A 16,334-nucleotide genomic window follows, 5' to 3' on the forward strand; every position below is an offset into this window, starting at 1 on the left:
GATGTTGGGCTATTATTGTTTTACTACTTTGATCGTTTTGCTTTGCGTACTCTGCCTGATATGGATATAATAAATACCCGGTGTCAGGTTTTGGCCAAGCTGATAGTAGGCGCCGGCATTTATCCTGGTAGAATAAACGGTGTTGCCAGCGTTGTTAATAATCATCAGCAGCGCCGGGGCTTTCGAAGAAGAGGTCATTCTTACATTAAATGCGCCACCAGAAGGATTTGGATATACGCTGGCGGTAAAATCCAGTGTAGGGTGGGTATTTAATTTGTTATCGCCCACTACCATCGTGCCGGGGCTTTCGCTCAGACTTTGCAGGGTATCTCCCGGAGAGGTGTTCCGCACTTCGATAGCCGCAATAGAGCCGCTGTAAGGATCATACTGCCCTGTTTTAGGATAGAAGAATACCTGTATCAGGCCTGCACTGTTGGCTCTTGCCCGGATGGTTTTGATAACAGCAGTGTTCAACTTATTACCTGCCGCCTGGTATACATTGAAGTTCGTCAGGCTGTCGAGGCCATTGGTGGCTTTTACGCTGAATATCCTGTTATTTTTCTGGGCATCCAGTGGTTCTACGAAGTGGAGGCGGATTGCATAAACAGCATTAGGCGTAAGGCCGCGCAGGTAATAGCGCATTTGGGTCACGTTATCTTTGAATACGCGCATATACTCGTATACCTGTGGTGGAGCAGGGTCAATTACATGAGATACATCTATCGGGCCATCCACTTTTTGCACCCAGGTATAACCGGCATGCCACAGTTTATCTGTGCCCGTAGGACCTTCAGGAACATATTGCGCAAAGGTGGTATTGGTATACGGACCAGGGGGCGTGTTGGTGGTACCGGCATTGATACCATAAACAGCAGATTTATTGGTCTTTAAAACTTCTATACAATAATCGTCCACCCATACGGTGCCGGTACCGGTTTTAGCTATCCAGTAAGTAAGCCCGGTGGCGCTGTCGGGCACATTGATGGTATCTCTTATCTGCGCCCAGTTGTCGCGATAGGCTATTACGTTGTCCACCTGTTTTTGGTAACTGGCACTGCCTGTTGCTGCACCGAGGCTATCAATGAAACCAACGCCGTATCCAGCCCACCACGGATAGCCCATGGCATCTTTTTCTACCTTAATCCATTGGGTAAATACGATGATGCTACCACCTCTCACCCGTATGGCGCCTTGTATGTTTAAAGCGGTTTTTGCGGTCGTATAACCCAGGGTGGCTGCCTTGTCGCCGGAGTGGCCTTTTCCACTAACGGCATATACAGCACCCGGAGTGAGGGAGGTGTCTTTATAGGTCAGCCAGTTAACCATACCACTTTCAAAGCCATAGTTGGGGATACCCCCGCACGAATCATATGGTACCACCGTTACCGGTAATGTAGCTGAAACCCCGGAGCTGTCAACGGTATTGGCGGTAATAGTAAGCGTACCCTGTTTAATGGCAGTAATCAACCCGGCGCTGTCGATAGTAGCTAGTGCTGTATTGGAGCTGCTCCAGGTTACTGTTTTGATGGACGTATTGGCGGGTATAAAGGAAACGTTTACCCGTATCGTATCTCTTTCCCCGATGATAACCGGAGATGGTTGGAACGTTAAACCAGTGGCCAGTACATTGGCTACATGCACACTGGCCTGCGCCGCAATGGCCGGGTTATCTGCCGATGTAGCTTTGATGATCACATCACCCTGTTTGATGCCACTGATAAGCCCGGTGGCACTAACGGTAGCCAGCGCGGTATCTGAAGAGGTCCATATCACGCCTTTATTGCTGGCTTTGGCCGGGGAGATGGTCGCATTCAGTTGCAGGGACGATCCTACAAATACATTGGCGGAGGTGCTATCTAACGTTAATGTAGTAACCGGTATATAGATGACATGGTACGTTTTGGCAGCAGTGAAGCCACTTTCTACGGAGGTAGCCGTGATGGTAACCGTGCCGGCTCTTTTTCCAGTTACGATTCCATTCAGGTCTACGGTAGCAATGGAGTCGTTGGAAGATTTGTATACCAGATTCCGGTTAGTGGCATTGGCAGGTGTAACCGTGAGTTTCAGCGTGTCTTTATAGCTCACATACAGATTGCTGCTATCTGAATAGATATTAATTCCCTGCAGCGGGATAATATTTGCCTCGAGGGCCGCTATAGAAGCGGTGTATGGACCGTTGATAACGCCATTGGGATAAAAGAACACGGCCAGTAAACCCTGGTTATCTGATTTGGCTTCCAGGGTACGTGTAATCACGGTATTCAGCTTATTACCTGCCGCCTGGTAAGGATTGAAGTTGATGAGACTATCGCCACCGGTTTTTACGCTAAATACCCGGTTGGTTTTATCCACATCGCTGGGCTCAATGAAATGCAGCCGTATGGAATAGTTGGCATTGGGAACCAGGTTGCGGAAATAATAACGCATCGGTGTTTGATTATACCTGGAGATGCGCATGTATTCATATACCTGGCGGGGAGCCGGCGATGTTACCTGGGTCAGATCTACCGTTGCGGTGATTTTGACATTGCCGGTATATCCTGCGTGCCATAGCTTATCTGTACCAGCAATGCCTTCAGGTACATATTGGCCCACATTGGTATTCTGATAAGGTGTTGCCGGGTTACCAGTGGTGCCCGCATTGATAGCAATCACCGTGGTATTTACCACCAGCTGTGCGGTTTTAGTGAAACCGCCGTCTGCCGCAGAAATAGTGAGGGTGGTAGTACCTATCTTAAAGCCGGTTATTACGCCGCTGGCATCTGCTTTGGCAATTGTGGTATCCGCTATTGACCAATGCAGGGTTTTATTGGTAGTGTTGGCGGGTATAACGGCAACGGCTATCTGTTTAGGCGTATTCATGGTACCATATACGATACTGTCGATGGTAACACCGGTAGATATCGTGGGCGGAATGACGACCAGCTGTCGCGTATTTGTTTTTCCACCATCGACGGATGTAAGTGTGATCGTAACGGTACCTGCATTGAGGGTCTTTACGTTTCCGAAGGGATCTACTTTTGCTATCGCTGTATCGGAAGAACTCCACGTAACGGATGGATTGGTAGGATAGGCAGGTGTCAGCTTCGCATTCAGTTTGATGGAGTATCCTTTTACGATGGTATCTGAGGAGGGATTGATGATTTCGACCGACTGTACAGGGCCTGCTATCGGTGTACCGAAGTAGATACCGTTTCCGTGGGCGGAAATTATCATTCTACCTTTGTTATCGGCAGCAATGCTGGGCGCCACGCCTGGTAAGCGGTCTAAGATGGTAGTCCAGGTACGGCCGGTATCATCTGATCGGAAGGCGCCGTAGTAAACACCATTGATCGGAATAGCCTGGCTGGTCACGTACAAAGCCAGGTGCGCAGTAGGGGTGGTGTCGGACATGGTTGCTGCTATCCATTTAGGCTTGATACTGTCGCCGCCTACCTTCACGAATGTTTTACCGGTGTCTGTGGTATGGTAAAGGGCGCTGTTCTGAGGATAGGATTCATTGTGATAGGCGATCCATACATCCCCTGTTTTCCCCGGCGTTGTTTCCACGTTGGAAGTAGTAGCGTAAGCAGAACCATTTGTGTTATTGCCACCATTGGCAGTAAGGCCGGCGGCAGCTGTTTGCGCGAATGATTTTCCACCATCGGAGCTGACAAAAAAGGCGCCGCGGTCCCATACATAGAAATAGTCGCCGTTTACTTTATCCGAGGCCAGGTGGTTTTCCCCGGGATATACCATCCACTGCCCGCCTGCGGGTAAGATCCCGGAAGAAAGGCCGGTGGATTTAGTCCAGCTGGTACCCAGGTCGGACGACCAATAAACGTTGCCCAGGTTGTTGCCATCCATTTGCGTGAGCCAGACAATATTCCGGCGATCGGCAGATACGGCGATACGTCCGCGTAAACCCGGCGATTTTGGGAAGAGGGTATAGCTATCGCCGCCGTCGGTGGAATAACCCGAGCGCGAGTCGCTGATGTTGGAGGTATTCGCGCCATCGGAGCCTGCGCGCACCACAAAATTAGGATCGGTATATTGGAAAGCCACGCCATTCATATTGAATGCGCTAAAGACGTTGTTGTGCAGCACCGTATTGGAAACAGCACCCTGGTATAACGGCTCCGTCAGGGAACGGTGATGACCGCCGCCCACATCGGCCGTAGTGGTGAGCAGCACGTTCTTGCCGCTGGGAGGACACAGCATAGGACCTGTTACCATGATTTCTTCCAATCCTACTACACGTATCTTCCAGTTATTAACAGCATCGGAGATGTTATCGGTAGAAAGTATATCCAACAGGTCGTTGATCCATACTCTGTTGGGATAAAAAGGATCCCAGGTAAACGCGAGGGCGTTATGTCCGGGGTCATTATAGGATAAACCATCATTTGCCGAATGCGGCGCTTCTGAATTATCACGGGTGATGACCCCCGGTGTATAAGAGCCCGGGGCGCCGCCGTTCTTTGAAATATAATAGGGATCTTTTTGCCAGGAGCCACGGGTGCTTACAATGATATAGTCTGAATTGGCTGGACTTACGGCCACTTTGGAGAAGAACCTGTCGTTTTTAACCGGATCGGGTACTAAAGTTACCGGAGAGATATCTTGCCAGGTGTTGTTCTTATACTTGAAAACGCCCTTTGGCAAATCTTCGGCTCCGGCAGATACATACAGCGTTCCATCGGCATGAATAGTGGCCCGGATGGGATATTGAGGGCTATTGCTCATTAAGGTGAACGAGCCACCGCCATCGTCTGATACGTATACGCCGTTGGAACGACCAATATAAATCCGCTTGCTGACATTTACCCCATTAATGACAATGGTCCCTGCACTTTTGTCGTAAAGCAGGAAAGAGCAGACGCCTGATGTGGCAATGGCACTTACCTGCGACCAGCTGGCGCCGGCATCTTCCGATTTCCAGGCGCCACTCTGGTCTGTTACTACCCATACCCGGTTACTGTTGGCAGGATCTACCTGTATACGGTCCCCATAAGCTTGTGTGTTATTAGGCCTTACCCAAATGGGTACATGCAAATCCGTCCATGAATCGCCCCGGTCAGTACTCTTCATGATAGTGCCGGCGCTGGTGCCTTTACCGGGCCCGGAACCGGCTACGTGTTCTACGGTAGCATACAGGATGTTACCGGTAGAATCATTGGGATCTACGCCAATACTGCCGCAACGCTGGCTAAACTCCCAGCCCCAATAGTTAACAGGCATCTTTTTAAACAACATTAAATCCTCCCATCTCTGCAGGTTCTTATTCCATCGGTAAGGAGTGCCTACATCAGTGGTGATGAAATAGAGGTCGGGTACTTTCGGGTGCGGTACAAAAGAGGGCAGCGCACCCGATCCGCCTATCCGGACCTGGTTCCAGGTGTACGTTTGCGCACGTACGCCCTGCAAGACCACCAGGTGAAAAATAGTGAATAGTAATGTGTAGCAGATCTTTTTCATGTTCATAGCGGAATTATAAGGGTTTTTTAAAATGCTCCTGGTCGATGTTTCTATGGTGGTGGCGGGGGGCCACAATTCATCATTGTTTCACATTATGCACAGCTGATAGAGTAATACGTTTGTGAAGAATAAACTACGTAGTTGTAACAGAGAAATATTTTTAAAACGGGGGAAAGTATTGATAGGAAAGGATTTGAATAAGTAAGGTGGTCTGTTGGCAGCCCAAATCAGTTGGGGTATACTTAAAGCGTAAAAAGGACGTCTCATTTATTTTTGAGACGTCCTTTTATATAAATGGTTGGTTTTTGCTGGATTAAAAGCTGCTCATAGACATGGCCGCAGTAGCTTTAGGGGCGCTGGCTTTGGTGCCACGGGAAATCACGTCTTTGATTTTAGTTTCGGTATCAGGACCGAAGCCGGTGAAACGCTCCATAATTTTTCCTTCTGTATCTACGAGGTAAAGGGTAGGGATACCGGAAAACTGGAACTGCTCCATCGTTTTATCTTTGTTGTCGCTGAGCAGTTGTTCCCAGGGCATTTCTTCTTCTTTCATGGCTTTTCTCCAGGCGTTTTTATCGGTATCTATGGAGATGCTTACCACATCGAAGCCTTTAGCGTGATAAGCTTCGTACAATTCTTTCACTTTTGGAATAGCCTGGCGACAAGGACCGCACCAGCTTGCCCAGAAATCTACCAGCAGGTATTTACCTTTATATTTTTCCAGTCCGGCGAGTGAACCATTGGCATCCGGGTATTTCACAGATGGCATGGGCTGCCCGGTTTTCAGCTTCATAGCTTGTGCGCGGTTGGTAATAATGGTTTGCTTTAACTGTTTAGCTTCTGTTAACCACGGATAGCGGGCAATCAGTTTTTCCAATGCAGCCATGGCTTTGTCGTATTGGGCGGCAGATTCTGTGCTGGCCATCCCACGCAAACCATATACCATCACGGGTCTGTCGGCATAGGCACGGTTCAGTATTTCTTCCCGCTGGTTATAATCTTCGCGCATAGGGTTATACTTGATATGATTTTTCATATAGTCGAACCAGGTAGTATCTTTATCTGCATACTTTTTGGCGTAATACTCCATGTTATATTCGTCTATCATGCGGCGGTAGCTCAATTCGCCATTTAGTACCGACAGGTTGATGTAGTTGTTATCATAAGATCCATCTACATAGTTGTAGTGTGGGATTTTTACCTTATAGAAAGCGGTATCATATCCCCTCATTTCCACTTTTACATCAGCATCGCTCCAGAAGGTGGCGTGGTCCCATTGCAGTGCATCGATGGTATATATACCCTGATGGTCCTGTTTGATTTTAAAAGTGAAGGTATTGCCTTTTCCCAGTACACAGGAATCCACCACTTGTGGCTTACCGCTGAAGTTATCCTTGGATAACCATACTTTGTTGACTGTTACTTTAGGATCTGTAAATTCCACTTTACCGCGAACGGTAATGGATTTTACCACATTGTTTTGCTGTGCCAGCAGGGCGGCAGGTGTGGCCAGCATGGCCAGTGGCATAGACAAGGCAAGAACTGCTTTCTTCATTATTGGTAGTGATTTAAGTTATTACGAACGTAGCAGCAAAATACAGCTCCCGGTATATCCCGCCACGAATAATGGACATACCGGGTACGTTTATGTACATTCTCCCTTTTGGAAGGGATGAACGCATTTAAGGCCAGTTAGCTGTGGAGCCGCGCCACTGTAGGCAGTTGCCTGTGTATGACCTGCCTTTTTAAAAGTACGAACCCGCTAATAGGAAGGACGAAAAAAATAAGCGGGTTTTTATGGTGAAACCTATGCGGCATATAGTATCTTCAGCGCTGTTAGCAATGATATTATTAAAATCATCATATCGTTATTTTATACATCTGGCCATCTGGATGGCGTTACTGGGACTGTACACGTTTCCGCAGTTGCGGGTCAACTGGCCTTCTGCTGTGGGGCTGAAATGGGTGTTGGTACACGATATCGCCTATGGATTTATCAATTTTCATCTTTTTTACGTGTTGGTGTTTGCCTGGTTACCATCGCCGGTAAAGCAGCGCCAATACGCCAAAGCGGTGGCAGGCACGCTGGTGGTAATATTGTTGTTTGCGGTTATTAAGTTTCTCGTGGGCTATTACCTGTTCCCCGACGAGGTATTGCAAGGGATGTTTGCTTTAACTGGCATGCCTAAAACTTATATGTCCTTCCGGGAATACCTGCCGCTTACCATCAGAACCGGTCTGGGAGTGGCGTTGCTGGCCTATGGCTACCGGCTTTTCCTGCAATGGCGCAATACCGAGCCGGAAGACAGGATACTGGCTACAGCTGCCGCGCAGGCCCGCTCCCGGTACGACCGTATGCAGGAAGGATCCCGGCAGTTGTTGCACAATCTGCAACTACTCACACCCGTACTGGAAGACGGACAAAAACGGGAACAGGAAGGTACCCAGGCGATTCTGCTCCTGTCTGACCTGTTGCGATATATGTTGTATGATAAAGCCCTGGAGAAGGAAAGGGTTCCCTTTAGAAAGGAATTAGCTCACTTTGAACGCTATATAGCGCTGCGTAATTTACTACATCCTCAACAACGGATACAACTGCATACAGCAGGAACGCCCCAGGGAGCGATTGAGGGCCTGCGGCTACAACAATGCGTGGAAGCCGGTTTGCAGCAGTGGCAGCAGGTAGCCGGCACTATTACGATTGAATTAACTTGTAGTGAAGAAGAGGTAACGTTATCACTCGAAATACCCCATCAGAAAAAAATTCATCAACATATTCCGCTGTTTCCCGACCATGCATAAAACGCGTATACATATCCGTGAATTTTTGCTCTTGCTGCTGGTATGGATGTTACTGATGTATATCGGTAGCTTTTTGTTGCTGAGAAGTTATTCGGCAGCAAGCATGCACTATATCAATATCAACAATGGTTTATTTGGCCTGATCAACTTCGCGCAGTTTTATCTTTACCTGCGATGGGTAGTTACCCCATTCCTGCAAAACAGGAATTGGAAATCTTTTACCGGGAGGTTGCTACCGGTGTTTGCCGGGTTCATTATAATCAAATATGCCATTGCCGCTGGTTGTTTTCCGAAAGATGTACTATACCGCGGGTATCGTATAGAAAACAGGCAACGGGTAGATATATACGTCACCGTAACAGAATACACTATCAGCAGTTTATGGAGCGGGGTATTGGTGGTGTTGGCGGCTTTTTTCTATCGTTTTTTTATATGGTGGCTGGCAGAAGACAGGCGCAGGGCCATCTTGCAAAAGCAGCAATTACAGGCAGAATCTGGATTTCTGAAGATGCAGTTAAATTCACATTTCCTGATCAACAGTTTAAACAGCATTTACTCCCTGGCGCTGATGGGTTCGCCGGAGGTAGTAAGGGCCAATAAAACGCTGACGGATCTCCTGTCGTACATGGTGGATCAACCTTCCGATATCGACTACCGGGGACCGGTAGCTGCTGAAATCCGCTACCTGGAAGACTTTGTAACATTGCAGCGTATCCGTACCGGTTGTGAGGCAGGCGTATTATTTAATATCCCGGCCCAATTGCCAGATAAGCAGATAGCGCCTTTATTGTTGGTCCCCTTTGTAGAAAATGCTTTTAAACATGGAGTGAGTAACCGGTCGGAGATGCCCGTTACCATTACGCTGGAGTGTAGTGAGGAACAATTGGTATTCCGGGTGCACAATCATATTTCGGGGCATCAGCGGGATAAAACCGGCGGTATAGGGTTGGATAATGTGAGGAAGAGGCTGCAGTTGATTTACCCGGGGCGTCACCAGCTGGAGATCCGGGATTTAAGCAATGAATATTATAGTAACTTAGTGATTAACTGGTAATGATATGGCTCTAAAGTGTATAGTGGTAGATGATGAACCATTGGCGGCGCAGGTACTGGTGTCGTTTATCAATAAAACGCCGGACCTTCAGCTGTTGAAAACCTTTCATCATCCGCTGGAAGCATTGCAGTTTCTGAAGCAGGAGAAAGTAGACGTAGTATTCCTGGATATCCAGATGCAGGAACTCAGCGGGATAGAACTGATGCAGCTGGCGCCTCCGGGCTTACAGATCGTGATGGTATCGGCGTACGACGAGTATGCCGTGGAGGGATTTGACCGGGAGGCGGTAGATTATCTCCTCAAACCGGTGTCGTTCGACCGCTTTGCACGGGCAGTACAGCGGGTGCTGGCAAAAAGTACACCCGCCATATCTCAGCCCGCCGGCACTGACTATATTTTTGTACGCACTGATAAGCGTATTGTGCGTGTAGACCTGAAAGATATTCTCTTCGTGGAAGCGCTTCGTAATTATGTAGCCATACAAACCAGTCGCCAGAAAATACTCACCCTGCAGAACCTGCGCAGTTTCGAAGAAATCCTGGCGCCGTTCCGGTTTTTCAGGGTACATAAGTCGTATATTATCTCCCTGGATAAAATAGACAGCATAGAAAGGCAACGTATTTTTACCGGGTCGCACAGCATTCCTATCGGCGACGCCTATGTGAAACAATTCCTGGAAGTGATCAATATGCCGCGGTAGGCATTAATTCAGTTCCTTGCTCCACTGTAAAAAGAATTGCTGTACAGTATGCGTAGCCTCGGGGCCGGCACGGTAGCACATTTTCCAGATGTAAGGCTTCTTTTCGTATTCGGGGTTTACAAATACTTTCTTATTACGGGCGCCATCTTTAAGCGAGGCGCCGAAGTCTACTTCTTTCATCTCGTTCAGCAACTTCATCAGTCCTGCTTTTATTTTGATATTGGGAGAAGCAGGGTATTCTTTTTGCCATTTGGTCAGCTCCGGGTTGGGATCATCGAGGTCGGCTATCACTGCCTGGTAATCGCTGATTGTTTTCTTATAGCCTTCCCTTACCTCGCCAGACGTTTCTTTCATTGATTCCTTTAGCGTTTCTACCATTTCCACATATGTTTTTTTCATTTCCTGCCGCGAAGCCAGAAGGTTGGGATCGGGCGCTGTGGTAGGTTTCCGTTGCTGCCGGTCTTTTTCGTATTGCTCCTTAAATGTGGGCGAATTAACATACGCTTTCAGGTATTCGCAATAGGCTTTTGCTTTGCCGGCCCGGTCGCTCACTGCTACTTTGGCAAGTGCTTTAAAAGCGGGGATGCTGAAATATCCCTGTGTGAAATTATCCCAGATATATTTTTCCGCCATCTTATCGGTGAGCCCTATTTCTTCCACAATACTATTGCCTGTGATTTTGAATGACATCAGCCAGGCTGCCAGTGGCAATGCCATGACGATGATGAGTAATTTTTTCATATCCTGTTGTTGTGTGTAACGAAAATATTAACGTACACAAAACTAGGGATAGCACAGGGTAGGGCGCATAGGTAATAGTGTTCATTTACCTGGGTAATGTTGCCATATAGGTAGTGTTACCTATGTAAATGAATATTGCTGCTTATATACGGGTATTCATTCATCTTTACTTTTGTGGTATAAAGCATGGATTTTGTGATAGTAGGAACGGATGAAATGATAATCGTTGATAGGAAAAAGGACCGGTATATTGATACCGGTCCTCGTTAATTGGGCTGCATTGCATCAGCGCGATTGTTTTGGTGTATTATTTCTCCGCCTCATGAATCGCCATCACTGTTTTTATGACTGCATCTGGTGTAACTGAAATACTATCAATTCCCTGTGATACCAGGAATTTGGTAAAATCCGGGAAGTCGGAAGGTCCTTGTCCGCAGATACCTACTTTTACCTTCATGCGTTTGGCTACCTGTATCAGGTGAGTGATCATGCGTAGCACTGCCGGATTGCGCTCGTTATAAATATTGGCCACAAGGGAGGAATCCCTGTCGAGACCAAGTGTGAGCTGTGTCAGATCATTAGATCCTATCGAGAAGCCGTCGATGAGGGCGGCAAATTCTTCCGCCATCATAATATTGGAAGGCAATTCTGCCATCAGGTATACTTCCAGACCGTGTTCGCCACGGCGTAGTCCGAACGATTCCATGGTGGCCAGCACCGCCTGCAGTTCTTCTATAGTCCGGCAGAACGGAATCATTACGACTACATTTTTAAGCCCCATGGTTTGTCTTACTTTTTGAATGGCTTTGCATTCCAGTTCAAAAGCAGGCTTGTATTGGGCGGAATAATAGCGGGAAGCGCCTCTCCAGCCAATCATGGGATTTTCTTCTGTGGGCTCAAAGTATTTACCACCTAAGAGATTGAAATACTCGTTGCTTTTGAAATCAGAGAAGCGAACGATGACTTTCTCAGGGTAGAAGGCGGCGGCAATTTTTCCAATACCATAAGCCAGTTTACTTACGAAGAAGTCAGCTTCATTGTCGTATCCCTGCATCAGCTGTGCAATCTGTGCCGACAGTTCCGGGTCATTGAGCTCTTTGTGTTTGAGCAATGCCAGCGGATGTACTTTGATGTAGTTGTTGATAATAAATTCTTCCCGGGCCAGTCCCACGCCTTTGTTGGGCAGGTGGGTAAAGGAAAAGGCCATGCCGGGAGAGCCTACATTCAGCATCAGTGGGGTGCGTATAGCCGGGAGGGTAGACAGGTCCAGGTGATTTTCCCGGAAGGGGAGTATATCTTCATATACAATCCCATCACTGCCTTCTGCGCAGCTGACGGTGATTTCCTGGCCGGCGTTGAGTCTTTCTGTGGCATCGCCGCAGCCAACGATAGCAGGTATGCCCATTTCACGGGCTACGATAGCAGCATGACAGGTACGCCCGCCCTTGTTGGTAACGATAGCAGAAGCCATTTTCATGATAGGCTCCCAGTCGGGATCTGTCATGTCGGTGACCAGGATGTCGCCGGGTTTAAATTCACTGCCTGTAATTAAACGGTTGTCGAGGGAAAAGAGAATATTTACTTTGCCGGCGGCTATTTTATCGCCTACGGCGATACCTTTCAGCAATACTTTTGGCATGGTGCCATTGTGGTGAATGGCAAAAGAAGATATCTGGTTATGATCTTTCCGGGAGTGGATGGTTTCCGGACGGGCCTGTACGATATACAGTTCATTGGTGAGCCCATCTACGGCCCATTCTATATCCATAGGACACCAGCGTCCTTTCTTTTCAGAGTAGTAGTCTTCAATACAACGCACCCAGGTGGCGAGCTGCATGATTTGCTGATCATCCAGGCAGAAATGGTGTTGTTGCTTTTTCTCTACGGGGATAATCCTGGTACGTTGATCGCTGCTTTCACCGTATACCATTTTTTTATCCTTCACGCCCATTTTTTTCTCAATAATAGGCGTGTATCCTTCCTGCATACAAGGCTTGAATACGATGAATTCATCGGGGGATACAGCGCCCTGTACCACCATTTCTCCCAGTCCCCAGGAGCCGTTGATCACCACTACATCTTTAAACCCGGATTCTGTGTCGAGAGAAAAGGCTACTCCGGAAGCGCCCAGGTCGGCACGTACCATTTTCTGTACGCATACAGATAAGCCTATGCTGAAATCGTCGTATCCGAAGTTGCGGCGATAGCTGATGGCACGGTCGGTGAAGAGGGAGGCGAAACAGTTTCTTACTGCATCGATCAGGGCTGCGGGGCCTCTTACGTTGAGGAAAGTTTCCTGTTGACCTGCAAAAGATGCATCGGGAAGGTCTTCGGCGGTAGCGGAAGATCTCACGGCCACGTCGGTCTGGTCTTGTCCGTATTGCTGTGAGAGGGCATAGTAGGCGGCAATAATTTCCTGGCTGAGTTCATGGGGAAACCGGGTGCTGCTGATGGCTTGCCTGATCTTCTGCCCGGCCCGGCGGAGGGTAACGATGTCATTGAAATCAACGGTGGCTACCTGTTCGGCAATAAACTGTTCCAGCCCGCTTTGTTTCATGAATTCGTAATAGGCGTTGGTGGTGATGGCAAACCCGGAAGGCACCGCTACGCCGGCTTTGGAGAGGTTAGCAATCATTTCGCCCAATGAGGCCGATTTGCCTCCTACCAGGGCAATAGCGTCCATGCCCACCGCTTCAAGCGGCAGTACAATACTTTCTCTCATGTAAAAATGAGTTTAGTGAATAAAAAATATGGAAGGATAACTTAAGTCTTCCGAACGTGGTTGTGTTTTTGTTACCAGCAAATTAGACCATGTAACGGTGCCGCGATAAGGATTCGGACAAAAGCGAAAAGAAAACTAAAAAGGATGCCTGTAACAGACTTTTTTTCTGAATCAGTAGCCATATTCCTATTTTTGATAAAAATACGCCCATGACTTTCATACCTGACCAGATTGATATGTGTATAATGGACATATTGCAGGAAGACGCCAGGACAACCAATAAAGAGATTGCTTCCCGGTTAGGTAAGTCTGTTACTTCTATATTTGAAAGAGTAAAGCGACTGGAGGCAGAAGGTTATATCCTGCGGTATATTGCCGTACTGAATAAACATAAGCTGGGTAAGAACCTGGTGGCCTATACCAGCGTAACACTGAAGGAGCACGGTCATGACCGCCTGCTGTCGTTCGAGCAAAAGATCAACTCTTTCCCGGAAGTGATGGAATGTTACAAAATGAACGGGCAGTTCGATTACCTGTTGAAAGTGCTGGTAGCAGACATGGAAGCCTATGAAGTGTTTAACCTCACGAAATTATCGCGACTCGATAATATCTATAAGATCCGTAGCCTCTTTGTATTATCAGAAACCAAGCATGAGGTAGAACTGAACCTGAAAACAAACTGGCAGGCGAAGCTGGTTCCTAAAAATAAATAAATTTAAAAAGTCAGGATTTCTCACCTCCCTACCACCGGGAACTGTGCAATACGCAATTGTGTACAGCCATAAGGTATCAATATAATTTCTTCTTCTGCTCCCATTTCCATACCGTAGGTAATACTATAGGGCAGGGGACCGGTCATGTCGTTATATAACTGCCACGATGGAATACGTTTGGCTTTGGTGGTAATGGAGATGGGGGCATTGGCCTGGTTCCAGGGATAGTTGGTAAGTGTCCCGGTTTTAACTACCTTATAGTGCGCGGCCAACTGATCGGCGGGCGTGGCTATCAGGGCATAGTTCCAGGGTGTGGTGGGCCGTACCTCCTGGTAGGTATCGCCATATTCCAGCGGGTCTTTGGTGTTTTTAACGGTGTTCACCGCTTCTCCGATTTTCAGTGCATAGGTAACCGGGCCCCGTTCTACCGATACAGAATTTTCGAACCAGGTGGGCTGTTGTATGGTCATAGGCAGCTCCAGGGTCACCACATCTCCGGAGGTCCATTCCCGTGATACGGGAACTACCTGGTTGCCGGCCACTTCCTGCAGGGTTTTCCCATTGATGGTAATCGTTCCTTTTTTGCACCAGGCAGGGATGCGCAGGTGAAGCGGGAAGCGCACTTTTTTACGGGTTTGTATCGTAAAGGTAACCGTTTCCTCAAAGGGGTATTGTGTGGTTTCGGTAATGGTAACGGGTATACGTTGTGGTCCCACGCTTACTTTTACTTCGCTGGGAGCGTAGATCATGGCGGCTACGCCGCTGTCGGCGCTGGCATACCAGAGGTGTTGCACCAATTTAGGCCAGCCCTGGTGCATGTTGGATGTACAACAGGGATACCCGGATAATAAGCCATAGCATACGTCGGTGCCGCTATGGTTTACATCGAAATTACGGATATGGCGGGTGGCCATCACCTGGTTGGCCTGCTGGAAATACTGTCGCTGCATAAAGTCGCCCGTTACCTGGGCAGGTAATGCATTGAATGCAATCTTCTCCAGCTGGTCGGCATACCTTACTTCTCCGCTTACTTCCAGGATGCTTTCCAGGGTAAACATCATTTCCATGGCCGTGCATAGCTCGGATCCCTGGGTGGGATTATTGCCGTGCAGGGCTTCATCGCCGCCATAGAGGCCGTGGGCCATGCCATTGAAGCGTTGGAGGTCATCGAAGCCTTTGCGGGTGGCTTCCCGGTATTGGTTGTCGGGGTGTTGCTGGTAATAGATCATGGGCTCTTTCATGCCCTGGGCCAGGTTTACGCCGTGAATGCTGCCGGGGGTAGACAGGAGATTGGTATGTAAAAAGGCTTGTGTGTAATCGAATGTTTGTTTATGGATTAGTTCCGCCAGGTCGAGCAGGAAGGCATCCCCGGTGATATTGTACAACCAGTATACCACCATCAGGTTGTCTCCGGCGCGATAGCGCGCCCAAAACGTCCAGTGGTCCAGTGGGTGCTGCGGTAGTTCTTTGAGCTGGTAGCGGAAATAGCCGGTTAGCAGGGGGATGATACGGGGATCGGCGGTGGCCTGGTAGTATTGTTTCAGCACCTTTAGCATCACCATTTTAGGCCACCAGTCGCGGCTATTGTCCCGTTGTATGCCGGGTTCATAGGGGTAGTCTTTCGCCGGGCCGAAATAGCCGTCGGCCTGTTGGCTTTGGATAGACCATTCCACCCAAGGTTTTACTTTGGCAATAAGTGCCGTATCGTGCAGAATATAGGCCAATGGCAGTAATCCATCGAGCCAGTAAGGGCCTCGTTCCCATTGATCGCCATCGCCGCCCAGCCAGCCATTGCGCTGACTCATCACCAGGGGATACAGTTTATCCAGCTGCCCGGTGGCACCATTTTTTTGCTGTATCAGCATATGCCGTAACCATCCTTTAGGAGCAATCGCCCCAATGGGCAATTCGGTAAAAGGCTTCTGATATAAAGGGGCACGGTTAAAAATATAATTCGTTGCCTGTTGGCTGCTTACCCGGTTACCCCATAAAAGACCAAGCCATAACGTGGAAAAAATAGCAATACGTTTCTTCATGCTTGCTGTTCAGCGCTGATTAGAGAGGCAAGTTAGGAGTAAAAACCGCCGGTAGTTAGCCGGATTTGCTCATTGTTTCGCTAAAATGTATCAGGAAAGTATCGGGATT

At 48.2% G+C, this 16,334-nt stretch carries 9 protein-coding genes; 4 read left to right on the plus strand and 5 right to left on the minus strand.

Features of this window, described 5'->3' with window-relative positions:
- Positions 1-12: 12 nt before the first annotated feature.
- Together HGH91_RS18320 and HGH91_RS18325 are read right to left on the minus strand one after the other, a co-directional pair.
- Positions 13-5,457: an Ig-like domain-containing protein gene (locus HGH91_RS18320; protein ID WP_168740255.1), complete on the minus strand. Its 5,445-nt coding sequence runs from the start codon at positions 5,455-5,457 to the stop codon at positions 13-15.
- Positions 5,458-5,770: 313 nt separating this feature from the next.
- Positions 5,771-7,012 carry a TlpA family protein disulfide reductase gene (locus HGH91_RS18325; protein WP_168740256.1) on the minus strand — a complete coding sequence of 414 codons (1,242 nt, stop codon included), beginning with the start codon at positions 7,010-7,012 and terminating at the stop codon, positions 5,771-5,773.
- A gap of 242 nt (positions 7,013-7,254) precedes the next feature.
- On the opposite strand from HGH91_RS18325, the gene HGH91_RS18330 reads away from it, so the two are divergent.
- From HGH91_RS18330 to HGH91_RS18340, 3 genes are read left to right on the plus strand one after another with little or no spacing between them, the layout of a single operon-like run.
- Positions 7,255-8,259, plus strand: a complete 1,005-nt coding sequence (locus HGH91_RS18330) for a histidine kinase (protein ID WP_168740257.1) — start codon at positions 7,255-7,257, stop codon at positions 8,257-8,259.
- Positions 8,252-9,313, plus strand: coding sequence for a sensor histidine kinase (locus HGH91_RS18335; protein WP_168740258.1), 1,062 nt, complete (start codon positions 8,252-8,254; stop codon positions 9,311-9,313). The genes HGH91_RS18330 and HGH91_RS18335 overlap by 8 nt, the downstream gene beginning before the upstream one ends.
- Before the next feature lie 4 nt (positions 9,314-9,317).
- A complete protein-coding gene (locus tag HGH91_RS18340; protein ID WP_168740259.1) occupies positions 9,318-10,013 on the plus strand; it encodes a LytR/AlgR family response regulator transcription factor in 696 nt (231 codons plus the stop codon).
- Between the two features lie 3 nt (positions 10,014-10,016).
- On the opposite strand, the gene HGH91_RS18345 is transcribed toward HGH91_RS18340, so the two are convergent.
- Complete coding sequence (locus tag HGH91_RS18345; protein WP_168740260.1) at positions 10,017-10,754, minus strand: hypothetical protein; 738 nt, start codon at positions 10,752-10,754, stop codon at positions 10,017-10,019.
- A gap of 307 nt (positions 10,755-11,061) precedes the next feature.
- A complete protein-coding gene (gene ppsA / locus HGH91_RS18350; protein WP_168740261.1) occupies positions 11,062-13,476 on the minus strand; it encodes a phosphoenolpyruvate synthase in 2,415 nt (804 codons plus the stop codon).
- A gap of 209 nt (positions 13,477-13,685) precedes the next feature.
- Between ppsA and HGH91_RS18355 the strand changes: the two genes are divergently transcribed.
- A complete protein-coding gene (locus tag HGH91_RS18355) occupies positions 13,686-14,189 on the plus strand; it encodes an Lrp/AsnC family transcriptional regulator (protein ID WP_145668603.1) in 504 nt (167 codons plus the stop codon).
- A gap of 20 nt (positions 14,190-14,209) precedes the next feature.
- Here the strand turns inward: HGH91_RS18355 and HGH91_RS18360 are convergent, their stop codons facing one another.
- Positions 14,210-16,225, minus strand: a complete 2,016-nt coding sequence (locus HGH91_RS18360; protein ID WP_168740262.1) for a beta-L-arabinofuranosidase domain-containing protein — start codon at positions 16,223-16,225, stop codon at positions 14,210-14,212.
- Positions 16,226-16,334: the final 109 nt, after the last annotated feature.

This window comes from Chitinophaga eiseniae (assembly GCF_012641265.1).
In the GTDB taxonomy this organism is placed as follows: Bacteria; Bacteroidota; Bacteroidia; order Chitinophagales; family Chitinophagaceae; genus Chitinophaga; species Chitinophaga eiseniae_A.